The 23865-nt window shown below is 67.8% G+C and carries 26 protein-coding genes; 15 read left to right on the top strand and 11 right to left on the bottom strand.

Going from position 1 to position 23865, the window contains the following annotated elements; all coding sequences use genetic code 11:
• Positions 1-236: 236 nt before the first annotated feature.
• Both msrA and AC1DCU_RS19670 read right to left on the bottom strand, forming a co-directional pair.
• The gene (gene msrA, locus AC1DCU_RS19665; RefSeq protein WP_032974988.1) at positions 237-902 is read right to left on the bottom strand and encodes a peptide-methionine (S)-S-oxide reductase MsrA; all 666 of its coding nucleotides are present in this window, start codon (positions 900-902) and stop codon (positions 237-239) included.
• A gap of 30 nt (positions 903-932) precedes the next feature.
• Complete coding sequence (locus tag AC1DCU_RS19670; protein ID WP_132825899.1) at positions 933-1196, bottom strand: putative signal transducing protein; 264 nt, start codon at positions 1194-1196, stop codon at positions 933-935.
• A 118-nt stretch (positions 1197-1314) separates the two neighbouring features.
• Between AC1DCU_RS19670 and AC1DCU_RS19675 the strand changes: the two genes are divergently transcribed.
• From AC1DCU_RS19675 to AC1DCU_RS19695, 5 genes are all read left to right on the top strand, one after another.
• A complete protein-coding gene (locus AC1DCU_RS19675) occupies positions 1315-3063 on the top strand; it encodes a glutamine--tRNA ligase/YqeY domain fusion protein (RefSeq protein WP_025877940.1) in 1749 nt (582 codons plus the stop codon).
• Positions 3064-3240: 177 nt separating this feature from the next.
• Positions 3241-3972: a DUF6348 family protein gene (locus tag AC1DCU_RS19680; RefSeq protein WP_442252181.1), complete on the top strand. Its 732-nt coding sequence runs from the start codon at positions 3241-3243 to the stop codon at positions 3970-3972.
• Positions 3973-4068: 96 nt separating this feature from the next.
• On the top strand, positions 4069-4629 hold the full coding sequence (locus AC1DCU_RS19685; RefSeq protein WP_032974948.1) for a nucleoside deaminase: 561 nt from the start codon (positions 4069-4071) through the stop codon (positions 4627-4629).
• Complete coding sequence (gene rlmM, locus AC1DCU_RS19690; RefSeq protein ID WP_025877934.1) at positions 4613-5680, top strand: 23S rRNA (cytidine(2498)-2'-O)-methyltransferase RlmM; 1068 nt, start codon at positions 4613-4615, stop codon at positions 5678-5680. Before AC1DCU_RS19685 ends, rlmM begins: the two co-directional genes overlap by 17 nt.
• Positions 5680-6078 (top strand): EF-hand domain-containing protein, encoded by a 399-nt coding sequence (locus tag AC1DCU_RS19695; protein WP_313445973.1) that lies wholly within the window; start codon positions 5680-5682, stop codon positions 6076-6078. The genes rlmM and AC1DCU_RS19695 overlap by 1 nt, the downstream gene beginning before the upstream one ends.
• 274 nt (positions 6079-6352) lie before the next feature.
• Here AC1DCU_RS19695 and AC1DCU_RS19700 read toward each other — a convergent pair whose 3' ends face one another.
• Both AC1DCU_RS19700 and ubiH read right to left on the bottom strand, forming a co-directional pair.
• On the bottom strand, positions 6353-7534 hold the full coding sequence (locus tag AC1DCU_RS19700; RefSeq protein WP_442252180.1) for a UbiH/UbiF family hydroxylase: 1182 nt from the start codon (positions 7532-7534) through the stop codon (positions 6353-6355).
• Positions 7531-8736, bottom strand: coding sequence for a 2-octaprenyl-6-methoxyphenyl hydroxylase (gene ubiH / locus AC1DCU_RS19705; protein ID WP_154879417.1), 1206 nt, complete (start codon positions 8734-8736; stop codon positions 7531-7533). The genes AC1DCU_RS19700 and ubiH overlap by 4 nt, the downstream gene beginning before the upstream one ends.
• Before the next feature lie 107 nt (positions 8737-8843).
• On the opposite strand from ubiH, the gene AC1DCU_RS19710 reads away from it, so the two are divergent.
• The 10 genes from AC1DCU_RS19710 to AC1DCU_RS19755 all read left to right on the top strand — a co-directional run bounded on the left by AC1DCU_RS19710 (position 8844) and on the right by AC1DCU_RS19755 (position 18694).
• The gene (locus AC1DCU_RS19710; protein WP_025877927.1) at positions 8844-9428 is read left to right on the top strand and encodes a hypothetical protein; all 585 of its coding nucleotides are present in this window, start codon (positions 8844-8846) and stop codon (positions 9426-9428) included.
• 8 nt (positions 9429-9436) lie between these two features.
• Positions 9437-9991, top strand: a complete 555-nt coding sequence (locus AC1DCU_RS19715; protein WP_025877925.1) for a cob(I)yrinic acid a,c-diamide adenosyltransferase — start codon at positions 9437-9439, stop codon at positions 9989-9991.
• Positions 9992-9997: 6 nt separating this feature from the next.
• The gene (locus AC1DCU_RS19720; protein WP_313445967.1) at positions 9998-10936 is read left to right on the top strand and encodes a histone deacetylase family protein; all 939 of its coding nucleotides are present in this window, start codon (positions 9998-10000) and stop codon (positions 10934-10936) included.
• Between the two features lie 89 nt (positions 10937-11025).
• On the top strand, positions 11026-13506 hold the full coding sequence (lptD, locus tag AC1DCU_RS19725) for an LPS-assembly protein LptD (protein WP_235189888.1): 2481 nt from the start codon (positions 11026-11028) through the stop codon (positions 13504-13506).
• Positions 13503-14846 (top strand): peptidylprolyl isomerase, encoded by a 1344-nt coding sequence (locus tag AC1DCU_RS19730; protein WP_478014266.1) that lies wholly within the window; start codon positions 13503-13505, stop codon positions 14844-14846. The genes lptD and AC1DCU_RS19730 overlap by 4 nt, the downstream gene beginning before the upstream one ends.
• A 3-nt stretch (positions 14847-14849) precedes the next feature.
• The gene (pdxA, locus tag AC1DCU_RS19735; RefSeq protein ID WP_282280400.1) at positions 14850-15830 is read left to right on the top strand and encodes a 4-hydroxythreonine-4-phosphate dehydrogenase PdxA; all 981 of its coding nucleotides are present in this window, start codon (positions 14850-14852) and stop codon (positions 15828-15830) included.
• Positions 15827-16630, top strand: coding sequence for a 16S rRNA (adenine(1518)-N(6)/adenine(1519)-N(6))-dimethyltransferase RsmA (gene rsmA, locus AC1DCU_RS19740; protein WP_025877916.1), 804 nt, complete (start codon positions 15827-15829; stop codon positions 16628-16630). Before pdxA ends, rsmA begins: the two co-directional genes overlap by 4 nt.
• 13 nt (positions 16631-16643) lie before the next feature.
• Positions 16644-17027, top strand: a complete 384-nt coding sequence (gene apaG, locus AC1DCU_RS19745; protein WP_025877914.1) for a Co2+/Mg2+ efflux protein ApaG — start codon at positions 16644-16646, stop codon at positions 17025-17027.
• Between the two features lie 15 nt (positions 17028-17042).
• Positions 17043-18053, top strand: a complete 1011-nt coding sequence (locus AC1DCU_RS19750; RefSeq protein ID WP_033830390.1) for a symmetrical bis(5'-nucleosyl)-tetraphosphatase — start codon at positions 17043-17045, stop codon at positions 18051-18053.
• On the top strand, positions 18050-18694 hold the full coding sequence (locus AC1DCU_RS19755; protein ID WP_442252178.1) for a DUF1287 domain-containing protein: 645 nt from the start codon (positions 18050-18052) through the stop codon (positions 18692-18694). Before AC1DCU_RS19750 ends, AC1DCU_RS19755 begins: the two co-directional genes overlap by 4 nt.
• Before the next feature lie 48 nt (positions 18695-18742).
• On the opposite strand, the gene AC1DCU_RS19760 is transcribed toward AC1DCU_RS19755, so the two are convergent.
• The 7 genes from AC1DCU_RS19760 to AC1DCU_RS19790 all read right to left on the bottom strand — a co-directional run bounded on the left by AC1DCU_RS19760 (position 18743) and on the right by AC1DCU_RS19790 (position 23572).
• Positions 18743-19234, bottom strand: a complete 492-nt coding sequence (locus tag AC1DCU_RS19760; RefSeq protein ID WP_442252177.1) for a dihydrofolate reductase — start codon at positions 19232-19234, stop codon at positions 18743-18745.
• Positions 19235-19246: 12 nt separating this feature from the next.
• Entirely contained in the window at positions 19247-19810 is a 564-nt protein-coding gene (locus tag AC1DCU_RS19765) for a hypothetical protein (protein ID WP_032974939.1), read from the bottom strand.
• Positions 19807-20601 (bottom strand): thymidylate synthase, encoded by a 795-nt coding sequence (locus AC1DCU_RS19770; RefSeq protein WP_033830389.1) that lies wholly within the window; start codon positions 20599-20601, stop codon positions 19807-19809. The genes AC1DCU_RS19765 and AC1DCU_RS19770 overlap by 4 nt, the downstream gene beginning before the upstream one ends.
• Positions 20598-21485 carry a prolipoprotein diacylglyceryl transferase gene (gene lgt / locus AC1DCU_RS19775; protein WP_025877907.1) on the bottom strand — a complete coding sequence of 296 codons (888 nt, stop codon included), beginning with the start codon at positions 21483-21485 and terminating at the stop codon, positions 20598-20600. The genes AC1DCU_RS19770 and lgt overlap by 4 nt, the downstream gene beginning before the upstream one ends.
• Before the next feature lie 84 nt (positions 21486-21569).
• A complete protein-coding gene (locus AC1DCU_RS19780; protein WP_333622759.1) occupies positions 21570-22064 on the bottom strand; it encodes a TPM domain-containing protein in 495 nt (164 codons plus the stop codon).
• On the bottom strand, positions 22064-22948 hold the full coding sequence (locus AC1DCU_RS19785) for a TPM domain-containing protein (RefSeq protein ID WP_033830385.1): 885 nt from the start codon (positions 22946-22948) through the stop codon (positions 22064-22066). Before AC1DCU_RS19785 ends, AC1DCU_RS19780 begins: the two co-directional genes overlap by 1 nt.
• Positions 22949-22951: 3 nt before the next feature.
• On the bottom strand, positions 22952-23572 hold the full coding sequence (locus AC1DCU_RS19790) for a LemA family protein (RefSeq protein WP_025877902.1): 621 nt from the start codon (positions 23570-23572) through the stop codon (positions 22952-22954).
• Between the last annotated feature and the right edge of the window lie 293 nt (positions 23573-23865).

Consider the following 23865-nt stretch of genomic DNA (forward strand, 5'->3'; position numbering starts at 1 on the left):
ACCGTTGGCGCCATGGATGGCGCCATCGAGCCCCCATGGGTGAGGGCGCTTTGCTTGCGAAGCACTGCTTCGCAAGCGCCCGAACGCACAGCCGCCAGCGGCTGGGCCGGCCCCCGGAGGGGGGTTTACGGCGTGTCCTGCCAACCCACACTGCCCCGCCCAACCCACAGAAACCCAGCCGCTTTGGCTTTTGCTTTGGCTTTGGCTTCTGCCCGCCGCAGGCGGACCACCGCGCGTCAGCGCGGCACCTCCACATCCAACCCGATTGGGCAGCTCACGCCGGTACCGCCAATGCCGCAGTAGCCGTTCGGGTTCTTGGCCAGGTACTGCTGGTGATAGTCCTCGGCGTAGTAGTACGTCGGTGCCGGATACACGATCTCGGTGGTGATCGGGCCATAACCCGCTGCAGCCAGCTGCGCCCGGTAGGCCTCGCCACTGGCCAGCGCCGCGGCGTACTGRGCCTCGTCGGTGGCGTGGATCGCCGAACGGTACTGGGTGCCGGTGTCGTTGCCCTGGCGCATGCCCTGGGTCGGGTCATGGCTTTCCCAGAACAGCTGCAGCAGCCGCTCCAGGCTGACAACCGCCGGGTCGAACACCACCTGCACCACCTCGGTGTGGCCGGTCAGGCCCGAGCAGACCTCTTCATAGGTGGGGTTCGGGGTGATTCCACCGGCATAGCCCACCGAGGTGCTGTACACGCCCGGCTCGTTCCAGAATTTGCGCTCGGCGCCCCAGAAGCAGCCCAGCGCGAAGCGGATCTGCTGCAGGCCGGCGAAACGGTCCTTCAGCGGATGGCTGTTCACGAAGTGCTGGTTGCTGTGCAGCGGCAGCGGCTGGTCGCGGCCCGGCAAAGCCTCTTCCGGGCGCGGCAGGCGCTGCTTGAAGGCCCCGATGCCGAGGATGCCCTGTCCGATTCCCAACATGATGCGCTCCTACGCCGGAAGCCCGGCAATGTCGTCGGCATCTGAAATGGGGGCGTCTGCGGCGTGGCCCAAGTCCAGCGCCGCCACGATTTCTTCGGCCTGTGCCCGCGCGGCGTCGGGGATACCGACCCGCAGCACGCCGAACAGCGGCAGCTCGCCCATGCCGCCCAGCAGCGACTCGCCGAACACGAACGCCGGGATGCCGGCGTCTTCCAGCGCGTGCTTGACCAGGTGGGCGTCGAACAGATTGTCGGCCTTGTACACGATGTGCATGCAGCGGCTCCGTGGGACAGGATTCCAGCATACGCCCGGCGAGCGTAGCGGCACCCCCGGGCAGCCCTTCCCGGTAAGCGTTAGACTGGCAATCTTTCTGCCTTTCTTTCGCCGACTCATGTCAGAGCACACCCCCGCCAGCCCCGAGACCCCCGCCGACAGCCACGAGAAGCGCGATTTCATCCGCCAGATCGTGCGCGAGGACCTGGCCAGCGGTAAGCACCAGGCGATCAAGACCCGCTTCCCGCCCGAGCCGAACGGCTACCTGCACATCGGCCATGCCAAGTCGATCTGCCTGAACTTCGGCGTCGCCGGCGAGTTCGGCGGCGTCTGCAACCTGCGTTTCGACGACACCAACCCGGCCAAGGAAGACCCGGAGTACGTGGCCGCGATCCAGGACGACGTGCGCTGGCTGGGCTTTGAGTGGAACGAGCTGCGCCATGCGTCGGATTACTTCGACGCCTACTACCTGGCCGCCGAGAAGCTGATCGCCGACGGCAAGGCCTACGTCTGTGACCTGTCGGCCGAGGAAGTGCGCGCCTACCGCGGCACCCTGACCGAACCGGGCCGGCCCTCGCCGTGGCGCGACCGCAGCGTCGAGGAAAACCTGGACCTGTTCCGCCGCATGCGCGCCGGTGAATTCCCCGATGGCGCGCGCACCGTGCGCGCCAAGATCGACATGGCCAGCGGCAACATCAACCTGCGCGATCCGGCCCTGTACCGCATCAAGCACGTCGAACACCAGAACACCGGCAACGCCTGGCCGATCTACCCGATGTACGACTTCGCCCATGCACTGGGCGATTCGATCGAAGGCATCACCCACTCGCTGTGCACGCTGGAGTTCGAAGACCACCGCCCGCTGTACGACTGGTGCGTGGACAACGTCGACTTCGCCCACGATGACGCCCTGACCCAGCCGCTGGTCGACGCCGGCCTGCCGCGCGAAGCGGCCAAGCCGCGCCAGATCGAGTTCTCGCGCTTGAACATCAACTACACGGTGATGAGCAAGCGCAAGCTGATGGCGCTGGTCACCGAACAGCTGGTGGACGGCTGGGAAGACCCGCGCATGCCGACCCTGCAGGGCCTGCGTCGCCGTGGCTACACGCCGGCGGCGATGCGCCTGTTCGCCGAGCGCGTGGGCATCAGCAAGCAGAATTCGCTGATCGATTTCAGCGTGCTGGAAGGCGCGTTGCGCGAAGACCTGGACAGCGCCGCGCCGCGCCGCATGGCCGTGGTCGACCCGGTCAAGCTGGTGCTGACCAACCTGGCCGACGGCCACGAAGAGCAGCTGACCTTCAGCAACCACCCGAAGGACGAAAGCTTCGGTACCCGCGAAGTGCCGTTCGCACGTGAAGTGTGGATCGACCGCGAGGACTTTGCCGAAGTGCCGCCGAAGGGCTGGAAGCGCCTGGTTCCCGGTGGCGAAGTGCGCCTGCGCGGCGCCGGCATCATCCGCTGCGATGAAGTGATCAAGGATGCCGACGGTACCATCACCGAACTGCGCGGCTGGCTGGATCCGGAGTCGCGTCCGGGCATGGAAGGCGCCAACCGCAAGGTCAAGGGCACCATCCACTGGGTCAGCGCGGTGCACGGCGTGCCGGCCGAGATCCGCCTGTATGACCGCCTGTTCTCGGTGCCGAACCCGGACGATGAATCGGAAGGCAAGACCTACCGCGATTACCTCAATCCGGAATCACGTCGCACCGTCATCGGCTATGTCGAGCCGGCGGCTGCCACCGCGGCGCCGGAACAGTCGTTCCAGTTCGAGCGCACCGGCTACTTCGTTGCCGACCGCCGCGACCACACCGCAGCCAAGCCGGTGTTCAACCGCAGCGTGACCCTGCGCGACACCTGGTCGGCCTGAGCACCTGCGCGGGCGCCGCACAGGCGCCCGCGTCATCCCGGCGAGTGCCCCATCCCGTGAAGCCGCATCGCCGACCAGCGGACGCGGCCCGGCCGTGCTGCGCACGTGGCACGCACTGCCGCTGTGCAGCGGATACCGCCATCATCGTCCGTTCTTTCCTACCCATCAGGCCCTGCCATGTCCGCTGCCCCGAGTGCACTTCTGCCGCTGCTGCAACAGGTCCTGCTGGGCCGTGACATCGCCTGCACCGTCGAGGGCGACGGACTGCTGCTCGACAGTGGCCTGCACCTGACCCCGCACGGTGTCGGCAGCAACGAACGCGACAACGGCGGCTGGCAGACCTCCACCGTCATCGAGACCCGTCACGCGGGCTTGTTCGCCGATGGCCTGTTCGAATACCAGCACGCCAATGGCGCGACCGAACAGGAATCCCTGCTGTCCGGCTTCGAGACCTGGGTGCGGGTGGATCTGCCGACCCTGCAGGCCGCCATCGGCGCTGAAGACGCACCGGATCTGCCGATGATGGGGCTGACCTACCCGACCAACGAAGACGGCCGGGAACACGAGCGCACCGTGGTGCTGGGACCACTGGCCCATTACCGCGCCCGCGAACTGGACGACGCTGCTGCGTGCAGCGAAGACGACCACGGCTCCTGCCCCTGCTGCCTGTTCACCAGGAGCATCGACGCCTTCGACGATCTGCTGAAGGCTCATCACTTCCTGGCCATCCGCCTGTTCGCTTCGCGCGACGAGCAGGGCCAGTGCGAAGCCGACTGCCGGGTCAACGGCCATGACTTCGCCCCTGCCCTGCCGCTGCTGCGCGCCTATGCTGCGCGCTGGCCGCAGGCGGGGCTGGAATTCCGCAAGCAGTACGTGGTGATCCGCACCGGCTCACCCTCAGCGGCCTGAATCCAGCGCGCACGCCCGGTACATGCCACTGCCGCTACACTGCGCGCCGACATCTGTTGCACCTGTTCCTTTCACTCCCAACGAGGCACCCCCGCGATGCTGTACGCGCAAGTCCACCTGACCCTTCCCGCCTGGATCCACGACCAGATCGACCTGGATCGTCGATATCCGGGCGACGAGGCCAAGGTCGCGCTGGCGATCGAGCTGTCGCGGCTGAACGTCGACCACGCCAGTGGCGGCCCGTTCGGCGCCGTGGTGTTTGGGCCGGATGACAAGGTGATCGCTGCCGGCGTGAACCGGGTGATGCCGCATTCGACCTCGCTGGCGCACGCCGAGAACATGGCCTACATGCTGGCCCAGCAGCGCCTGCAGACCCCGCGCCTGAACGCGGTGCTGTCGCCGATCACCCTGGCCACCAGCTCGCAGCCGTGCTGCCAGTGCTACGGCGCCACCGTGTGGGCCGGCATCGACCGCCTGCTGATCGGCGCCAGTTCGGCCGACGTGGAAGAACTGACCCCGTTCGATGAAGGCCCGCTGCCGGCCGACTGGGTGGGCGAGCTCAACAAGCGCGGCATCGACGTGGTGCAGGGCCTGAACCGCGATGCGGCGCGCAGCGTGCTGCGTACCTATGGGGAAAGCGATGGCGCCCGTTACTGAGGCCGGCATCGGCCTGCTGTGCCTGTGCCGGCAGGGCTTCGAGCCCGAACTGGCCGGCGAACTGCAGTTCCGCGCAGGCGCCGCCGGTTTTGCCGGTTACGCCCGTACCCAGCGCAACGACGGCTACGTGCTCTTCATGTGCGATGAAGCCGCAGCGCTTGCACCGCGACTGCCGTGGCGCGAGCTGATCTTCGCCCGCCAGAAGCTGGTGGTGCTGGCCGAGCTGCCGCAGCTGGACCCGGCCGACCGCATCACGCCGATGCTGGACGTGCTGGCCGATGCGCCGCGCTTCGGTGATCTGTGGGTGGAGCATCCCGATTCGGACGCCGGCAAACCGCTGTCCGGGCTCGCGCGTGCCTTCGGCAATGCCCTGCGCCCGGCGCTGCGCAAGGCCGGCAAACTCAGCGACAAACCCAACGCACGCCTGCCGCGCCTGCACGTGGTGTTCGTCGATGGCACGCATGCCTTCATCTGCGTGGCCAACCCGGACGACAGTGCACCCTGGGCGTTGGGCATTCCGCGCCTGAAGCTGCTGCCTGACGCGCCTTCGCGTTCGGCATTGAAGCTGGATGAGGCGCTGCTGACCCTGCTCGCCCCGGAAGAACGCGAAGCGCTGGTGCGTCCGGGCATGCGCGCGGCCGACCTGGGCGCGGCACCCGGCGGCTGGACCTGGGTACTGACGCGCCAGCACGTGCATGTGCTGAGCATCGACAACGGCCCGCTGCGCCAGCACGTACTGGACACCGGCCTGGTCGAACACCTGCGCGCCGATGGTTTCCATTGGCACCCGGAGCAGCCGCTGGACTGGATGGTCTGCGATATGGTCGAGCAGCCGCGTCGCGTCGCCGAACGCATGGCCACCTGGTTCCGCGAGGGCTGGTGCAGGCACGCGATCTTCAACCTGAAGCTGCCGATGAAGAAGCGCTGGGACGAAACCCGCCTGTGCCTGGACCTGTTCCAGGAGCAGGCCGGCAAGCCGCTGGTGGTACGTGCCAAGCAGCTGTACCACGACCGTGAGGAAATCACGGTGCTGGCGTCGCCGCTGCGCTGATGAACATCCTGCGCATATCCCTGCTGCTGTGTACCGCGGTGCTGGCGTCGCCGGCACTGGCACAACCGGCGCGCCCGCAGCCGGCACAAAGTGCTCCGCTGCGTGATGACAGTGGCGTGGTCCGGCAGCAGTCGCTGTCGGCCGGCCGCGTGACCGGCAGCGTCGACATCGTGGTGCCGCTGGGCGAAACCCCGGTAACGGTGCGTTCGCTGGCGCCGGCCAGCGTGCTCGGCCAGTACCGCATCCATTTCGCCGAGTTGGACGTGAACGCTGATGGTTTCATCAGCCGTGACGAAGCACTGGCCAATCCGGCGCTTTCCGATGAGTTCAACGCATTGGACAGCAAGCGTCGCGGCAAGCTGGACCGCGCTGACCTTGCCGGTTGGCTGATCGATTGACCCGATTCCGGTAGCGCCGGGCCACGCCCGGCGGGATCGGTGAACCGCGCTGCGCGCTCGCCGGGCATGGCCCGGCGCTACCGGCGGATGATCCGGGGCTCGCGCGCCAACCAAGGTTGACGTCTACAGAAGCGATTCGCTGCAGACCGGCATGGCCCGCTTTTGGTAGGTGCCAACCTTGGTTGGCACAAGGCCGGAAGGCCCTCACTCCAGCTGGGGCGAGGATGCCCGATCGGCGCGCCAACCAAGGTTGGCATGTACCAGGGCCTCGCCGTCACACCCCTGCGGCGCGCTTCCAGAAGGCCTGTACCAGCGGCGGCCACTTGCCTACGCAGCCCAGCGCGCGGCCACGCGCCAGGGTCAGGTGCATCTCGTCGTTGGAGAACAGCCGGTTGATCGCGTCGAAGCTGTAGGCGGCGATCTGGTTGTCGCTGCGACGCTCACGCGCCCAGCGCTGCACGCGCTGCGGCGACAACCGGGGTTGTCCACGCCGTTCGGCCGACGGCGCCAGCCAGTGCTGCAGGGCGGCGACATCGCGCAGGCCAAGATTGACGCCCTGCCCGGCCAGCGGATGCACCACGTGGGCGGCATCGCCCAGCGCCAGCACGCGACCGGCCACGTAGTGGCGGGCCAGCTGCCGGCGCAGCGGGAAGGCTGCGCGCGGCGAGGCCAGCCGCAGTTCACCCAGGCGCGCGGCGAAAGCGCGGGTCAGTTCACGATTGAATGCGTCTTCGTCCAGGGCCAGTACGCGTGCGGCCTCGTCGTCGGGCAATGTCCAGACGATGGAACTGCGGCGCTCGGCCACCGGCAACAGCGCCAGCGGACCGGTCGGCAGGAAGCGCTGCCAGGCCGTGGCCTGGTTGGGCAGCTCGCTGTCCACATAGGCGACTACACCGCGCTGCTGATAGTCGTGGCGTTCAACGTCGATCCCGGCCAGTCCGCGCAGGGTCGATTCAGCACCGTCGGCAGCCACCGCCAGCGCGGCTTCGACGCGACGACCATCATCCAGGCGCAGGCGCACAGCGTGCTCGTCCTGTTCAAGCGCTTCCACGCGCGCCGGGCAATGCAGCTCCACGCCAGCTGCCGGCAGCGCCGCCCACAAGCGATCCTGCAGCAAGCCGTTCTCGACGATGAAACCCAGCTCGCGACGGCCGAAGCGATCGGCGTCGAACAGCAGGTCGTCGCCACCGCCCGCGTCCCACACCTGCATGCGCCGGTATGGCCAGGCGCGTGCCTGGGCGATCGTCGGCCACACGCCGAGACGCTCAAGCAACTGCACGTTGTCGGCGGCGAAGGCGAACACCCGCAGATCCGGCTGTGCGGCCTGCCATGGTGCCGGTTCACGCCCTTCCACCAGCGTTACGGCAAGGCCGGCATCGGCCAGCGCCAGCGCACAGGCGGCGCCGACCACACCGCCGCCCACAATGGCCACGTCCAGGCGTGCGCGCCGGTTCATGCGGCTTCTCCACGGCACAGGCGCGGCACATCGCCACGGAAGCCCATCGCACCACCAACCAGCATCGACTGCACCGAGGCGCGCTGTGCGGCCACCAGGCCCAGGCTGCGCAGGGGGCGCAGCAGCGGCGCCGGATTGCTGGTCAGCCGGGCAAGACCGCCGGAGAACGCCACCGTCTGCCGTCGATCTTCTTCGCGGCGGTCCACGTAGGATCGCAACAGTGCATCGCTGCCGGCATCGCCCTCCACTTCCAGCAGCTCGGCCAACGTCAATGCGTCGCGCAGGCCGAGGTTGAAACCCTGCGCACCCAGCGGGTGGATGGTCTGCGCGGCATTGCCCAGCAGCACCGTGCGCTCCCCCACCAGCGCGCGCGCCAGTACCTGGATCAGCGGATAGGCACTGCGCGGGCCGGAGTCGAGCAGGCGGCCCGCCCGCCAGCCGATGGCCTGCTGCAGGCGCTGCAGCCAGGCGGTGTCGTCCAGCGCCATCACCGCCTCTGCCTGGTCACGGGCAACCCCGTGCACGGTGCCGAAATGGCGGTCGCCACGCGGCAGCAACGCCGTCGGGCCGGTATCGGTGAAACGCTCCCAGGCGGTGCCATCGGGCGCGCGCTGGCTGCGCACGCGGGCCACGAACAGCGTCTGCTGGAAGTCGTGGCGATCAACGTCGATGCCCAACGCATCGCGCACGCCGCTGCTGGTGCCGTCGGCACCGACCACCAGCCGCGCCAGCAGCACCCGCTCGCCACTGTCATCGGCCACCCGCACCTGGCGGTAGCCGTCAATCACCTCGCCCAGGCCAAGGAAACGCATCGGCCGGTAGCGGCGCAGCCGTGACAACTCCTGCAGCCGGCTTTCCAGCGCCTGGCCGAAATCACGCGCCACCACCACCTGGCCGAACCATGGCCGGTCGTACTCTGCGGCATCGAGCTGCACACGGCCGAAATCGCCGGCGCGGCTGACATGGATGCGGCGGATCGGGCCGGGGGCCATCGACAGCTTCTGCATGACCCCCAGCGCGGTCAGCGCGTTGATCGTGGCGGCGGCAAAACTGAGGTTGCGCTGGTCGAACACCGCCGGCAGTTCCCCGGCCGGGCTGGCTTCGAGCAGGCCCACGTCGCGGCCCAGGCGGTCCAGGGCGATGGCCAGGCTGGCACCCACCAGACCGCCACCGACGATCAGCACGTCATGTCGTTCACTCATGGGCGCATGATACGCGCTCGCCGCGCCGGCATGCCCCACGCCGCCCCGCCTGCGCCAAGCGCCGCGCCGGGCTAGAATGAAACCTGAATCCGCTCCGGCCCACCGCCATGTCCGACTCCGCCCCCCGCGCCTTCGTCCTGTCAGTGCTCGTGCTGTTGCTGGCTGCGACCCGCGTCAATCACTTCGCGGCAATCCCTGACGCCTCTTGGGCGGTGTTCTTCATCGGCGGCTTCTATCTCGCCCGCTGGACCCGCTGGGCGTTCCCGCTGCTGATGGTGTTCGCGGTGCTGGTCGACTGGATCGTGATCCGCAGCAGCGGCCTCGACTTCTGGCAGCACTACTGCGTATCGCCGGGCTACTGGCTGCTGTTGCCGGCCTACTTCGCGATGTGGGCCGGTGGCATGTTGCTGGGCCGCAACTACCGCAGCGCGCAGTGGTCGGTGCTGGGCAAGGGTGCCTTGCTGCTGGTGGCGTCGGTGGCGCTGTGCCATCTGCTGGCGCAGGGCGGTTTCTACTGGACCAGCCAGAACGTGGCCGAGCCGACCGTGGCCGGATGGGCACAGAACTACGCCCAGTGGTTCGGCCCCTACCTGCGCACCACTGCGATCTACGTGGCCTTGGCCGCCGCACTGCAGCTGGCCGTGGAGCAGGTGCTCAAGCTCCTGCAGGCCCGCCGCGACATCCACCACTGAGCCACGCCATGGGTCATCGCCTCTCGCGCATCTACACCCGCACCGGCGACGACGGCAGCACCGGCCTGGGTGACGGCAGCCGGGTCGGCAAGGATGACCTGCGTGTTGCGTCCTATGGCACCGTCGATGAAGCCAACGCCACGCTCGGCCTGTTGTTGGCCGTGCCGCTGCCGGAGGACGTCCGCGCGCTGGTGGTGCACCTGCAGCACCAGCTGTTCGATCTGGGCGCCGAACTGTGCATTCCCGGCCATGCCGCCATCCACGCCGCTGATGTGTCGGCGCTGGAACAGCAGCTGGACCACTACAACGCCGACCTGCCGATGCTGAAGGAGTTCATCCTGCCGGCCGGTGGCGAGGCCGCCGCGCGCTGCCACCTGGCGCGCACCGTGGTCCGCCGCGCCGAGCGCGACACGGTCGCCCTGGCCCGCGTGGAACCGGTACGCAGCGAGGCGCTGCAGTACCTCAACCGGCTGTCAGACCTGCTGTTCGTGCTGGCCCGGGTGCTGGCACGGGCCGATGGCCACGGCGAAGCGCTGTGGCAACCACAGCATCGCCAGCGCTGAGCCGCCGTGCTGGTCTTCACCCATCCCGCCTGCCTGCTGCACGATCCGGGCCCTGGCCATCCTGAATGCCCGCAACGCCTGCAGGTGGTGCTCGACGCGCTGCACGAGGCCTTCCCCGGCCAACTGGATTGGCGCGAACCGCCGCCGGCCAAGTTCGGTGAACTGACCCGGGTCCACGACAGCGCGCTGCTGGATCTGGTACTGCAACCGCAGAGCGCACCGCTGCGCCAGCTGGACATGGACACCTGGACCTCGCCGGGCTCGGCCAGCGCCGCGGTGCACGCCGCCGGCGCAGGTGTCGCGGCCGTCGATGCGGTGATGCTGGGCGAGGATCCGCTGGCCTTCTGCGCGGTGCGCCCGCCCGGCCACCATGCCACCAGCAGCACCGCGATGGGCTTCTGCCTGCTCAACAACATCGCCATCGCCGCCGCCTACGCCCGCGACCGCCACGGTCTGGAGCGGATCGCAGTGGTCGACTTCGACGTCCACCACGGCAACGGCACCCAGGACATCTTCCAGCACGACGCACGGGTGTCCTACTACAGCACCCACCAGGCCGGGCTGTTCCCCGAGTCCGGCCTGCGCCGTGACCGCGGTGCCGGCAACCTGATGAACATCCTGCTGCCGCCCGGCAGTGGCGGCTTCCGCTTCCGCAACGTCTGGGCCGACGAGATGCTGCCGGCGATCGACGACTTCCGCCCCCAGCTGCTGCTGATCTCGGCAGGCTTCGACGCCCACCTGCGCGACCCGCAGGCCGACCTGATGCTGGAGACCGACGATTTCGCCTGGATCACCCGCGAACTGCACGCGCTGGCACGCCGCCATGCCGCCGGCCGGGTGGTGTCGATGCTGGAGGGAGGATACGACCTGCAGGCCTTGGCCGAGTGCAGCGTGGCCCACCTGCAGGCACTGATCGACACGCCCTCCGGCAACGGGCCTGGATGAACCCGAACCGGCAACCCGGGGAGGCCTTCATTGCCCCTATGCAAGGGATGGGGCAAGCTACCGTCCGTTTTCGCCCGAATCCGAACCGCGTGCGCCGAGCCCTCCGCCTGCTTCCCCTGCCCCTGAGCATCGCCGTCTGCCTTCCGGCATGGGCTGATGACAAGCCGCTCAACTGGGGCCTTTGCCCGGCCACCGACGTGATCCCTGCGTTCACCGACGCACCGACCCCGGTGCCCGGCCAGGACAAGGCTGCCGCCAGCGCTGCGCGCGAACAGCAGCCCACCGACATCGAGGGCGACCAGCTGCTGGGCACCACCACCGTGCCGCAGTACCAGGGCAACGTGGCGCTGCGCCGGGGCGACCAGTTCGTGGGCACCGACAAGCTCAGCTTCGATACCGAAAGCGGCAACTATGTCGCCGACGGCAACGTCCGTTACCAGGATGCCTCGATCCGGATGGTCGCCAAGCGCGCCGAGGGCAACCAGGAAAGCGACACCCACAAGATCACCGACATCCAGTACCAGCTGGTGTCCCGCCGCGGCAACGGTGAAGCCGAATCGGTCGACCTGCAGGGCGCGGTCGGGCAGATGCACCGCTCCACCTACACCACCTGCGACCCGTCGCAGCCGGTATGGAAGCTGACCGCCCCGGAGATCGAAGTCGACAACGACGAAGGCTTCGGCACCGCCCGCAACGCGGTGCTGCGGATCGGCAAGGTGCCGGTGCTGTGGGCGCCCTACTTCAAGTTCCCGATCGATGACCGGCGCAAGACCGGCCTGCTGTTCCCGCAGCTGGGCATGTCCGGCCGCAACGGTTTCGACTACGCACAGCCGATCTACTTCAACCTGGCGCCGAACTACGACGACACGTTGACCCCGCGCTACATGAGCCGGCGCGGCCTGATGCTCGACAACGAGTTCCGCTACCTCTACAACGGCGGCCGCGGTGAACTGATCACTGCGTTCATGCCCAACGACAAGCTGCGCGACCGCGATCGCGGCCAGGTGATATTCGGTGGCTACCACAACGTGGACAGCCACTGGCAGGCCCGCGCCAACCTGGCCTGGGTCAGCGACGAGCGCTACGTGGAAGACTTCGCCAATCGCCTGGTGGGCGTCACCGCGTCGAACCTGCAGAGCACGGTCGGCCTGTACGGCACCGGCAAGAACTGGACGGCCGGCATCATGGCCGACCGCTGGCAGCTGACCGACTACACGCTTGACGAGCGCGCACTGCCGTACAACCGCCAGCCGCGCCTGTACCTCAACTGGGACAAGCCGCTGCTGCCGTGGCTGGAGACCGGCGTCTACGCCGAGGCCGTGCGCTTCACCCACGACGACATCAACTTCAAGTACGGCGCCGAGGCCGGTCCCGACCTGCAGTACACGCGCAACGGCCAGACCCAGCGCATGTATGGTGGCTCACGCCTGGATGTGAAGCCCTATGTGTCGTTCCCGATCAGCGGCGCGTCCTGGTACATCACCCCGACCCTGGCCTACCGCTACACCGGTTACGAGCTGGACCGCGGGCTGGCCGATGCCACCCGCAGGAGCATCCTGGTCTCGCAGGGCATCGACCCGAACACGGCCACTCCGGAACAGCTTCGCGGAAATACCTCGCCCAGCCGCAGCCTGCCGATCGCCAGCCTCGATGCCGGCCTGTTCTTCGACCGTGAGACGAAGATCGGTGGCAAGTCGTTCCTGCAAACCCTGGAACCGCGCCTGTTCTACCTGCGCACGCCCTACCGCAACCAGGACGAGCTGCCGATCTTCGATACCCGCGACTTCACCTTCAGCTGGGGCCAGCTGTTCCGCGATTCGCGCTATACCGGCGCCGATCGCCAGAACGACGCCAACCAGCTGACTCTGGCGCTGGGTACCCGCTTCATCGACCAGACCACCGGCAAGGAGCGTTTCTCGGCCTCCATCGGCCAGATCCAGTACTTCGACGAGTCGCGGGTGAGCGTGGTCCCCGGTGGCGCGCCGGTTGAAAAGGGCAAGTCGGCCTGGATCGCCGACGGCAACTACATGATCAACGACCGCTGGACCCTGGGCGCCACCTATCAGTGGGACCCCAAGTACAAGCGCGAGGATCTGGCCAGCGTGCGTGCCCGCTACCTGATGTCCAACGACGGCGTGGTCAACCTGACCTACCGCTACCGCATCAATTCCGGCGCCCCGGCCACCGCCAACAAGCATGACCGCACCCTGCTGGAACAGGCCGACCTGTCGTTCCTGTACCCGCTGAACGAGCGCTGGAGCCTGGTCGGCCGCTACTACTACTCGATCCAGGACAAGGAACCGCTGGAGATCATCGGTGGCGTACAGTGGGACAGCTGCTGCCTGGCCGTTCGCGCCGTGGCCCGCCGCTACGTGCGCAACCGCGAAGGCGAAATGAACAACTCCATCCAGCTCGAGTTCGTGCTCAAGGGCTTGAGCTCCCTCGGCCAGGACACGGACCGCACTTTGCGCCGTGCTATCCTCGGCTACAACCGCGACGACCTCTATCTCGTGCCGCCCAGCAACACCGGAGCGACCCGCGATGACTACGATCCGAATCAGATCCCATGACCAAGAGCTTCCCCGTTCTCCTCGCATCGCTTCTGGCGGTGTCCAGCGTGTCCGCCCCCCTGCAGGTTCTTGCGCAGGAGGCCCAGCCGTTGGATCGCATCGCTGCTGTCGTCGATGAGGACGTGATCCTGCAGAGCGAGCTCCAGCGTGCGATCGCCAACATCAAGGCGCAGTACGCCGGCCGCGAGGCCCAGCTGCCGCCCGATGACGTGCTCAGCCGCCAGGTGCTCGAGCGCTTGGTGCTGGTCAAGCTGCAGGTGGCCCGTGCCCAGGGCAGCGGCATCCGTGTCAGCGACCAGGAACTGACCCAGGCGATGAATGCCATCGCCCAGCAGAACGGCTCGACCCTGGATGCCCTGCGCCAGCGCCTGGCCAGTGACGGTATCGATTTCAACGATTTCCGCGCCTCGGTGCGTGACGAGATCACCGTGCAGCGCCTGCGCCAGAGCTTCGCGCAGAGCCGCATCAGCGTCAGCGAAGGCGAGGTCGATGCTGCCCTGAAGCAGCAGGCCGATGCCRGCAACCAGTTCCACCTCGCACACATCCTGGTCGCCCTGCCCGACGGTGCCAGCGCCGAGCAGATCGCCACCGGCCAGAAGAAGGCTGATGGCGTGAAGGCCCTGCTGGACAAGGGCGAACTGGACTTCAATGCGGCGGCCGTGCGCTATTCCGACAGCCCCAATGCACTGGAAGGCGGCGACCTCGGCTGGCGCACCCTGGATGAAATCCCGGCCGCGTTCGCACAGACGATGCAGCAGATGAAGCCCGGCGAAGTGGTCGGCCCGATCCGTGGCCCGAGCGGCTTCCAGCTGCTGAAGCTGGTGGAAGTGCGTGACGCCAGCGCGGCGGCAGGCACCCACACGGTCACCGAGTACCACGGCCGCCATATCCTGGTGCGCGTGGACGATGCCCAGTCCGACGCCGCCGCCAAGGCCAAGATCGACACCCTGCGTGCGCGTATTGCCGGCGGTGCCGACTTCCAGCAGGTGGCCAAGGAATCGTCCGAGGACACCAACAGCAAGGGCCAGGGCGGCGATCTGGGCTGGTTCCCGGCCGACGCGTTCGGCCCGGCCTTCGGCCAGCAGGTGGCAGGCATCCAGGACGGCGGCGTAAGCCAGCCGTTCCGCACCGATGCGGGCTGGCACATCGTGCAGCGCGTGGGCACCCGCCAGACCGACGTCGGCAGTGACAACCAGCGCGCCCAGGTCCGCGAGACCATCGGTCGCCGCAAGCTGGAAGACGAGTACAACCGCTTCCTGCAGGAGCTGCGTGGCGAAGCCTACGTCAGCTTCCGCAGCGGTGACCGGGCGGAAAATACCGCCACGCCTCCGCAGTCCTGAGCCATGCTCCCCGAGCTCGCTCTGGTACCGGGCGAGCCCGCCGGGATCGGCCCGGAACTGTGTGTCCGACTGGTCCAGCAGCCGCGCGATGATTGCCGGCTGCTGGCATTCGCCGATCCGGACACCCTGCGCGCGGCCGCAGCCGCGCTGGATCTGCCCCTGCAACTGCTGCCCGAGGACGCACACGCACGCGTCCCCGGCGATCTGCGCCTGCGCGCCGTCGCCAACAGCGCCCCCAGCCGTTTCGGCCATACCGACCCTGCCAATGCAGGTGCGGTGATCGGTGCCCTGCTCGGTGCGGGCCAGGCCTGCCTGTCCGGTGAACTGCACGGCGTGGTGACCGGCCCGGTGCACAAGGCGGTGATCAACCAGGGCGGCATCGCCTACAGCGGCACCACCGAACTGCTGGCCGACCAGGCCGGTGTGAAGGTGGTGATGATGCTGGCCAACGACATCGTCCGCGTTGCCCTGGCTACGACCCACCTGCCGCTGCGTGAGGTTGCCGATGCGATCACCGCGCCCGGCCTGGAACACACCCTGCGCACCGTGCATGCCGCGCTGCGCCGCGAGTTCGGCCTGCCCGCACCGCGCATCGCCGTGCTTGGCCTGAACCCGCACGCCGGCGAAGACGGTCACCTCGGTCGCGAGGAACTGGATCTGGTCATCCCGCTGCTGCAGCGCCTGCGCAGCGAGGGCATGGACCTGATCGGTCCGCTGCCGGCCGATACCGCGTTCCTGCCCGCCAAGCTGGCCGGCTTCGACACCGTGCTGGCCATGTACCACGACCAGGGCCTGCCGGTGCTGAAGTACTCCGGCTTCGAGCAGGCGGTGAACCTGACCCTGGGCCTGCCCTATCCGCGCGTGGCGGTGGACCACGGCACCGCGCTGGATCTTGCCGGCCGCGGCATTGCCGATCCTTCCAGCCTGCAGGCCGCCACAACGCTGTGTGCGCGGCTGGCGCGGCAACGTACACTGAGCACATGACTTCCCCGCATTCCCCCTCCGGCCCGGTGTTTTCCGCCCCGGCCAAGAAGCAGCTCGGCCAGCACTTCCTTGCCGACCGCTACTACATCGACAAGATCGTGATGGCGGTCAATCCCAAGGACGGCGACCGCCTGGTCGAGATCGGCCCGGGCCAGGGTGCGATCACCCTGCCGCTGCTGCGCGTGCACCCGAAGATGACGGTGATCGAGTTCGACCGCGACCTGATCGCGCCGTTGACCGCCGCCGCCGAGCCCCTGGGTGAACTGACCATCGTCAACCGCGACGTGCTGCGGGTCGATTTCACCGAGCTGGCCGACGGACAGCCGATCCGCCTGGTCGGCAACCTGCCCTACAACATCTCCTCGCCCATCCTGTTCCATGCACTGGAACATGCTGCGGTGGTCTCGGACATGCACTTCATGCTGCAGAAGGAAGTGGTCGACCGCATGGCTGCCGGTCCCGGCAGCAAGGTGTTCGGCCGCCTCAGCGTGATGCTGCAGGCCTACTGCGAGGTGACCTCGCTGTTCGTGGTGCCGCCGGGTGCGTTCAGGCCGCCGCCGAAGGTCGATTCGGCCGTGGTGCGCCTGGTACCGCGCGACCCGGCCAGCATCGACATCAAGGACCACAAGCGCTTCGCCGAGGTGGTCAAGGCCGCCTTCGGCCAACGCCGCAAGACCCTGCGCAATGCCCTGAACAACGTGGTCAGCGCCGAGCAGTTCGTGGCCGCCGGCGTGCGCCCCGATGCCCGCGCCGAACAGCTGGACGTGGCTGAATTCATCGCTTTGGCCAATGCCACCTGATTACACTGCCGGTATGGAAGACGCTGACGTTTATGCCATCTCCGTCGAAGTCGCCCCGCGCTTCCTCGACGACCAATCCGCGCCGGAAGACGGTCGTTATGCGTTCGCCTATACGATCCGCATCCACAACCAGGGCCGCGTTGCCGCGCGCCTGGTCGCACGCCACTGGCGCATCACCGATGCCAATGGCCGCGTCGAGCATGTCGATGGCGATGGCGTGATCGGCGAACAGCCGCGACTGCGTCCGGGTGAAGACTTCCATTACACCTCGGGTGTCATGCTCGGCACCGAGCACGGCACGATGCAGGGCCATTACGACATGGTGGCCGACGACGGCACCGAATTCGCCGCGCCGGTCGCACCCTTCGTGCTGGCCATCCCGCGCACCCTGCACTGACACGGAGGCCGAACGATGAGTGTATGGGCGATCGGCGACCTGCAAGGCTGCTATGACGTAACCCAGCGCCTGCTGGAGAAGATCCGGTTCGATCCGGCGCAGGACACCCTGTGGTTCTGCGGCGACCTGGTCAACCGCGGTGGACAGTCACTGGAAACCCTGCGGCTGGTGCATTCGCTGCGCGAACACAGCGTGGTGGTGCTCGGCAACCACGACCTTTCCCTGCTGGCCGTCGGTGCGCGCACCGAGGAAGAGCAGCGCAAGGTCAACCCGGACCTGCTGCGCATCGTCCAGGCCGAAGACCGCGATGTGCTGCTGGACTGGCTGCGCCTGCAGAAGCTGGTGCACGTGGACCGCGAGCTTGGCTGGATGATGGTGCATGCCGGCCTGGCGCCGAAGTGGACCACGCAGATGGCCGAGAAGCATGCGGCCGAAGTGGAAGTGCAGCTGCACGGCGCCGGCTACCGCAAGCTGTTCCGCAACATGTACGGCGACAAGCCCAGCTGGGCGCCGAACCTGACCGGCTACGAGCGCTCGCGGGCGATCATCAACGTGCTCACGCGCATGCGCTACTGCACCTCGCGCGGCCGCATCGGCATCGAGGACAAGGGCACGCCGGGCACCCAGGAACAGGGGCTGTATCCCTGGTTCGAAGTGCCGGGCCGGGTCGAACGCGACCTGAAGGTGGTCTGCGGCCACTGGTCCGCGCTCGGCCTGACCATCACCCAGGGCATCCACGCGATCGACACCGGTGCCGTGTGGGGTGGCAAGCTCACCGCGATCCAGCTCGACACCGATGAGCTGCGCGTGGTGCAGGTACCGGGACGCGACGTACCGGCACCGGTCGCCAACGCGCGGCCGCCCGCGCGACCGGCACACGAGCGCACGGCAGGCAAGGACAACAGCCAGGGCAACGGCAACGCTGCAACGGCTGGCGCCCCGGGCAACCGTGGTCCGCGCCGGCGCCGCCGCCGTGGTGGTGGTGGCGGTGGTGGCAACAACAACGGAACGCCTCCTTCGGCATGACGCCCGGCAACCGCGCACCATGGACGGTGCTGCTGCTGACGCTGGCCCTGGCCAGCGGCTGCCAGCCCTCATCGTCGCCAGCGACTGCCGGCGCCGACGCTACCGCCGCCCCTGCATCAGCTCCTGCACCTTCGCCGCCGCTGGTCGCTGCCGCACGCGCACAGATCGGCGTCACCACCCGCTACGACCCTGCCTATCAGGTACTGGCCTACCCCGGTGGCGACGTGCCCGCTGATCGCGGCGTATGCACCGACGTGGTGGTCCGCGCCCTGCGTACGCAGGGGCTGGACCTGCAGGTCCGCGTGAACGAAGACATGCGCGCTGATTTCAGCGCCTATCCGGCCCTCTGGGGCCTGTCGCGACCGGATCGGAACATCGACCACCGGCGCGTGCCCAACCTGATGCGCTGGTTCGACCGCCACGGCTGGCAGCAACCGATCAGTGCCCTTCCCAGCGACTTCGCTGCCGGCGACATCGTGGCCTGGAAGCTCAACGGCAACGGCCTGCTGCACGTAGGCATCGTTTCCGACCGGCGCTTGGCCTACGGCACGCCGCTGGTACTGCACAACATCGCGCGCGGTACGCGGGAAGAGAACCTGCTGTTCCAGCACACCATCATCGGCCACTACCGGATGCCGTAGAACGATCCTGTAGAGCCGAGCACGGCCGGGCTCTACAGGACGCCGCGCTCAGCGGCGGACGTAATGCACGAAGCGGAACGCGTAGGCGTGACGCTCATCGGCCGCGTGCGGCTCACTGGCCACCTCCTGCCAGAAGCGCTCATCCACCTCCGGGAAATGGGTATCGGCCGGTACTTCGGCATCCACCCAGGTCAGGTACAGATCACTGGCCTGGTCCAGCAGCTGGCGGAAGATCTCGCCGCCACCAATGATGCACAGCTCGCTGGCGCCCTCGCCCTCTGCAATCGCTTTCGCCTCGTCCAGCGAGGCCACCGCGCGCATGCCCTCGAACGGCACCTGGCCGCTGCGGGTCAGCACCAGGTTCGTTCGGCCGGGCAGCACGCGGCCAATCGATTCGGCGGTCCTGCGCCCCATCAGGATCGGCTTGCCCAGGGTCAACGCCTTGAAGTGCCTGAAGTCGTCCGGCAGGTGCCAGGGCATGGCGTTGCCCTGGCCGATGCCACGATTGCGATCCAGTGCAACGATCATCGAAAGTTTCATGGTGCGGCCTCCTCAGCCGGCGTCGATCTGCAGGCGTGTACAGGCCTCGTTGGCGGCACTGGCCGCGCGCAGCGCCGCAGCCAGCGCCGGGTTCGACGTGGAATTCTCGTCCAGGCCTTCGAGGATCCTGTCCATCTGCGCGTCCTCGATCTCCTTCAGGCCCGGTCCCGACAGGATGTCCCTGGACAGCGTGGCAACGTCGGTGCTGCCGCTGCGCGCCAGGAATCCCTGCAGATCCTTGCTGGAATAGACCACCGCCAGGCGCTGCTCAAGCTCATGCTGATAGGCGGGTTCTTCGATGCCAGCCTTCAGGTGTTCGGCCATCGCCGCGTACATGCCGGTCACCGCTTCGCGCATCTGTGCCTGGCAGCCGGCCGGCATGTCGCTGGGCAGTGGCGCGCTGCCATCGAGCGTCCGGACGAAGCGCTGCAATTCCCCGCGCATGTGCTTGTGCACGATCTGCTCGTTGACCTGCCGGGCCAATGCGAGGGTGTCTGCAGGCGCCGCCTGCACCAGGCTCAGCGGCGCCAGGCCAGCCAACGCCAGCAGCGCCGCAACGCGTGGGCGCGCGCTCATACCGCCACCGGCGCCTTGATCGCCGGATGCGGATCGTAGCCATCAATGCGGATGTCATCGAACTGGAAGCCGAACAGATCGGTCACCTCCGGGTTCAACCACAGCGTCGGCAGCGCGCGCGGTTCACGCGACAGCTGCTCGCGGGCCTGCTCGAAGTGGTTCGAATACAGGTGCGCGTCGCCCAGCGTGTGCACGAAATCGCCGACGCCCAGGCCGGTGGCCTGGGCCACCATGTGGGTCAGCAGTGCGTAGCTGGCGATGTTGAACGGTACGCCGAGGAAGATGTCGCCACTGCGCTGGTACAGCTGGCAGCTGAGCTTGCCGTCGACCACGTAGAACTGGAACAGGTTGTGGCACGGCATCAACGCCATCTGCGAGAGCTCGCCCACGTTCCAGGCACTGACCACCAGCCGCCGCGAATCCGGATTACGCTTGATCTCGTCCACCAGCCACTGCATCTGGTCGATCTGGCCGCCGTCGGCCGTGGCCCAGCTGCGCCACTGCTTGCCGTACACCGGGCCGAGGTCGCCGTTCTCGTCGGCCCACTCGTCCCAGATGCGCACCTGGTTGTCCTTGAGGTAACCGATGTTGGTATCGCCCTTCAGGAACCACAGCAGCTCGTGGATGATCGAGCGCAGGTGCAGCTTCTTGGTGGTGACCAGCGGGAAGCCGTCGTTGAGGTTGAAGCGCATCTGCCAGCCGAACACGCTGCGGGTGCCGGTACCGGTGCGGTCGCTCTTCTCCGCGCCGTGTTCGAGCACGTGCGAGAGCAGGTCCAGGTAGGCCTTCATGCCCTGCCCTCCGCCGTCACCAGCGGCTGCGGCTGCAGCACCGGCGCGCGGCGCGACATCACCAGCAGCACCAGGCCGAAGGCGATCAGCGGCACGCACAGGATCTGGCCCTTGGTCAGCCAGCCGAAGGCCACGTAGACGCCGTTGTCGGGCATGCGCACGAACTCGACGGCGAAGCGGAAGATGCCATACAGCAGCGCGAACAGGCCGCCAATGAGATAGCGATGGCGCGGCTTGGCCGACACCGTCCACAACACCGCGAACATCACCAGCCCTTCCAGCAGCGCTTCATACAGCTGCGACGGATGGCGCGCGAACTGGTTGAGCGCACCGCTGGCGAACTGCGACTGCAGGGTGGCGTGGTCGAGCTGGTTCAACGGTGCCGGCAGGCCGGAAGGGAACACCACGCCCCAGCTGCCGTCGGTGTACTTGCCCCACAGCTCGGCGCCGATGAAGTTGCCGATGCGGCCAAAGCCCAGGCCCAGCGGCACCAGCGGCGCCATGAAATCCATGGTGTCGAAGAAGTGCAGCGCATGCTTGCGCGACCACCACCAGCAGGCCGCGATCACGCCGAGCAGGCCACCGTGGAAGCTCATGCCGCCATCCCACACCTTGAACAGCAGCAACGGGTTGTGCAGGAAATCGCCCAGCGCGTAGAACAGCATGTAGCCGATGCGCCCGCCCAGCACTACGCCGAGCATGGCGTAGAACAGCAGGTCGGAGAAGCCGTTGGCATCGACGCCCGGCAGGCGCCCGTCCGCGATCCGCTTGCGCCCCAGCAGCCAGGCGGCGGTGAAGCCGAGCAGGTACATGATGCCGTACCAGTGCACCTTGATCGGTCCCAACGAGAGGGCGATGGGGTCGATGTCGTGGAAATAGATCATGAAGGGCGCCTTGCAGGGATGCCGATATTCTAGCGCCGCCCGGGAGCGGCCTCGTGGTGGCCGCCATCGCCCGATTGCCGGGCTTCAGCCCAGGATCTGCGGCGTGTCCGGCAAGCCGTCCTGATCGGACCGCGCCGAGGCCGGAAAGTGCCCTTCCACCAGGGAGGAAACCTCGTCGATGGCATCGCGCAGCGCCGCCACCGGCTGCGCGCCGCGCAGGCCTTCGCGCAGATGCGTGCAGACCCGCTGCCACTGCTCGGGCGCGACCCGCCCGTGCAGGCCACGGTCGGCCACGATCTCGATGGCGTGGTCGGCCAGCAGCAGGTAGATCAGCACGCCGTTGTTGTGCGCGGTATCCCAGGTGCGCAGGCGCGCGAAGGCATGCTCGGCCGCCTGCCGCGGGGTGACCTTGTGCCACAGCGCATGCAGTGGCAGATCGGCCTCCACGGCAAACATCACCTGGCCGCCATGGCGCTGCTCGCCCGCGGCGATCGCCTCGGTGATCGCCTGCAGCGTGGCCGGCGGGAACGCCCGCCGTACCGATGGCGAAAACAGATGCCTGCACAGACGTTGGATCATCACCAGCCTCCCGACGCGCCGCCGCCGCCGGAACGGCCACCACCGCCGCCCCAGCCGCCGCCGCCGCCAAACCCACCCCCGCCGCCGAAGCCGCCGCCGCCCCAGCTACCGCCGCCCCAACCGCCACCGCCGGCGAAACGCCCCGGATGGCCGGACAACATCGCCACCACCAGGCCCACCACGCCGGCCAGGCCACTGGCCAGCAAGGTGGAAGTGAACAGGAAGGCGGCTACCGCCGCTCCAGCGCCACCCAGCAGGCCGCGCAGCGGACGCGGTACCCGCGAGAACACGCCGCGCAGGATGCTGCCGGCGAACACGCCGATGAACAACGCCAGGATCCAGGTATCACCGCCCCCGTCCGGGGCGCGTCCCTGCTGGCTGCTGACCGGCGCAGGCAGGGCTTCGCCGTCGATGATCCTCACCAGCACCGCCGTGGCCTCGGTGATGCCGCCGGCATAGTCATTGGCGCGGAAGCGTGGCACCAGGTATTCCTGGATCACCCGGTTGGCGATCGCGTCGGGAATCGCGCCTTCCAGGCCATAGCCCGGTTCGATGCGCACCCGCCGGTCGTCCTTGGCCACCACCAGCAGCACGCCGTCATCCACGCCCTTGCGACCGATCTGCCACTGGTCGAACACCCGGGTGGTGTACTGGGCGATGTCTTCCGGCTGCGTGGTCGGCACCACCAGCACCTGCATCTGGCTGCCCTTGCGCTGCTGCAGGTCCAGCGCCTGCTGCACCAGCGCCTGCTTCTGCGCGGCATCCAGCGTGCCGGTGGTGTCGACCACCGGCGAATCCAGCGCCGGAATCGGCGCCAGCGTCTGCGCCTGCACGGTCACCGGCAGCCACAGCAGCAGGGCCAGCAGTGTGGCGGCCAGGCGCATCGGTCAGTGGCCCGGAGCCGGGGCCGGCTGCTGCTGCGGCGCGTTGCCGAAATCAACCGCCGGCGCGTTGGAGATCTGCGCTTCGTTTTCCACGGTGAAGTTCGGCTTGGGCTGGTAGCCGAAGATCTTGGCGGTGATCAGCTGCGGGAACGAGCGGATGTAGGTGTTGTAGTCCTGGACCTGCTGGATGTAGCGGCCACGGGCAACGGTGATGCGGTTCTCGGTGCCTTCCAGCTGCGCCTGCAGGTCGCGGAAGTTCTGGTCGGACTTCAGCACCGGGTAGTTCTCGGTAACCACCAGCAGGCGCGACAGCGCGCTGCCCAGTTCGCCCTGGGCCTGCTGGAACTGCTTGAGCGAGGCTTCATCGTCGGCGTTGACGTTGATCTGGCCAACGCGCGAACGGGCGTTGGTGACTTCGGTCAGCACCCGTTCTTCCTGGCTGGCGAAACCTTTCACGGTCTGCACCAGGTTGGGCACCAGGTCGGCGCGGCGCTTGTACTGGTTGAGCACTTCGGACCAGCTGGCCTTGACCGCTTCGTCCTTCTGCTGGATGGCGTTGTAGCCGCAGCCGGACAGCAGGGAGGCCAGCAGCAACAATGGGATGAGGCGGGTCAACAGGCGCATGGCCAAGGCTCCGGGTGGACTGAGCGCCGAGCATGCCATGGTCGGTGTTAACGGACGTGTGGAGAGTGCCGGCCATCGGGCGCCGCCCCCTCCGCGGTGGTTATGTCTGCTGGATATCGGGTGGGCCGGGAGGGTGGGTTGGCTGGGGGACGCTGCAAGTACGTCCATGTAAGCTCGGTCGCCGCATCCATGCGGCTCACGCCCCCAGCCAACCCACCCWCGCGGCCACGGACGGTTTCCTGCGCACCGCGGGAAGATCAAAAGAAAAAGAAAAATCAAAAGCGAAAACCGAT

Source organism: Stenotrophomonas sp. 10L48, from assembly GCF_056395105.1.

Excerpts from the sequence above, each read along its gene's own strand:
- AC1DCU_RS19670 (WP_132825899.1), bottom strand. The coding sequence starts at position 1,196 with ATGCACATCGTGTACAAGGCCGACAATCTGTTCGACGCCCACCTGGTC.
- AC1DCU_RS19675 (WP_025877940.1), top strand. The coding sequence starts at position 1,315 with ATGTCAGAGCACACCCCCGCCAGCCCCGAGACCCCCGCCGACAGCCAC.
- AC1DCU_RS19680 (WP_442252181.1), top strand. The coding sequence starts at position 3,241 with ATGTCCGCTGCCCCGAGTGCACTTCTGCCGCTGCTGCAACAGGTCCTG.
- AC1DCU_RS19685 (WP_032974948.1), top strand. The coding sequence starts at position 4,069 with ATGCTGTACGCGCAAGTCCACCTGACCCTTCCCGCCTGGATCCACGAC.
- rlmM (WP_025877934.1), top strand. The coding sequence starts at position 4,613 with ATGGCGCCCGTTACTGAGGCCGGCATCGGCCTGCTGTGCCTGTGCCGG.
- AC1DCU_RS19695 (WP_313445973.1), top strand. The coding sequence starts at position 5,680 with ATGAACATCCTGCGCATATCCCTGCTGCTGTGTACCGCGGTGCTGGCG.
- AC1DCU_RS19700 (WP_442252180.1), bottom strand. The coding sequence starts at position 7,534 with ATGAACCGGCGCGCACGCCTGGACGTGGCCATTGTGGGCGGCGGTGTG.
- ubiH (WP_154879417.1), bottom strand. The coding sequence starts at position 8,736 with ATGAGTGAACGACATGACGTGCTGATCGTCGGTGGCGGTCTGGTGGGT.
- AC1DCU_RS19710 (WP_025877927.1), top strand. The coding sequence starts at position 8,844 with ATGTCCGACTCCGCCCCCCGCGCCTTCGTCCTGTCAGTGCTCGTGCTG.
- AC1DCU_RS19715 (WP_025877925.1), top strand. The coding sequence starts at position 9,437 with ATGGGTCATCGCCTCTCGCGCATCTACACCCGCACCGGCGACGACGGC.
- pdxA (WP_282280400.1), top strand. The coding sequence starts at position 14,850 with ATGCTCCCCGAGCTCGCTCTGGTACCGGGCGAGCCCGCCGGGATCGGC.
- rsmA (WP_025877916.1), top strand. The coding sequence starts at position 15,827 with ATGACTTCCCCGCATTCCCCCTCCGGCCCGGTGTTTTCCGCCCCGGCC.
- apaG (WP_025877914.1), top strand. The coding sequence starts at position 16,644 with ATGGAAGACGCTGACGTTTATGCCATCTCCGTCGAAGTCGCCCCGCGC.
- AC1DCU_RS19750 (WP_033830390.1), top strand. The coding sequence starts at position 17,043 with ATGAGTGTATGGGCGATCGGCGACCTGCAAGGCTGCTATGACGTAACC.
- AC1DCU_RS19755 (WP_442252178.1), top strand. The coding sequence starts at position 18,050 with ATGACGCCCGGCAACCGCGCACCATGGACGGTGCTGCTGCTGACGCTG.
- AC1DCU_RS19760 (WP_442252177.1), bottom strand. The coding sequence starts at position 19,234 with ATGAAACTTTCGATGATCGTTGCACTGGATCGCAATCGTGGCATCGGC.
- AC1DCU_RS19765 (WP_032974939.1), bottom strand. The coding sequence starts at position 19,810 with ATGAGCGCGCGCCCACGCGTTGCGGCGCTGCTGGCGTTGGCTGGCCTG.
- AC1DCU_RS19770 (WP_033830389.1), bottom strand. The coding sequence starts at position 20,601 with ATGAAGGCCTACCTGGACCTGCTCTCGCACGTGCTCGAACACGGCGCG.
- lgt (WP_025877907.1), bottom strand. The coding sequence starts at position 21,485 with ATGATCTATTTCCACGACATCGACCCCATCGCCCTCTCGTTGGGACCG.
- AC1DCU_RS19780 (WP_333622759.1), bottom strand. The coding sequence starts at position 22,064 with ATGATCCAACGTCTGTGCAGGCATCTGTTTTCGCCATCGGTACGGCGG.
- AC1DCU_RS19785 (WP_033830385.1), bottom strand. The coding sequence starts at position 22,948 with ATGCGCCTGGCCGCCACACTGCTGGCCCTGCTGCTGTGGCTGCCGGTG.
- AC1DCU_RS19790 (WP_025877902.1), bottom strand. The coding sequence starts at position 23,572 with ATGCGCCTGTTGACCCGCCTCATCCCATTGTTGCTGCTGGCCTCCCTG.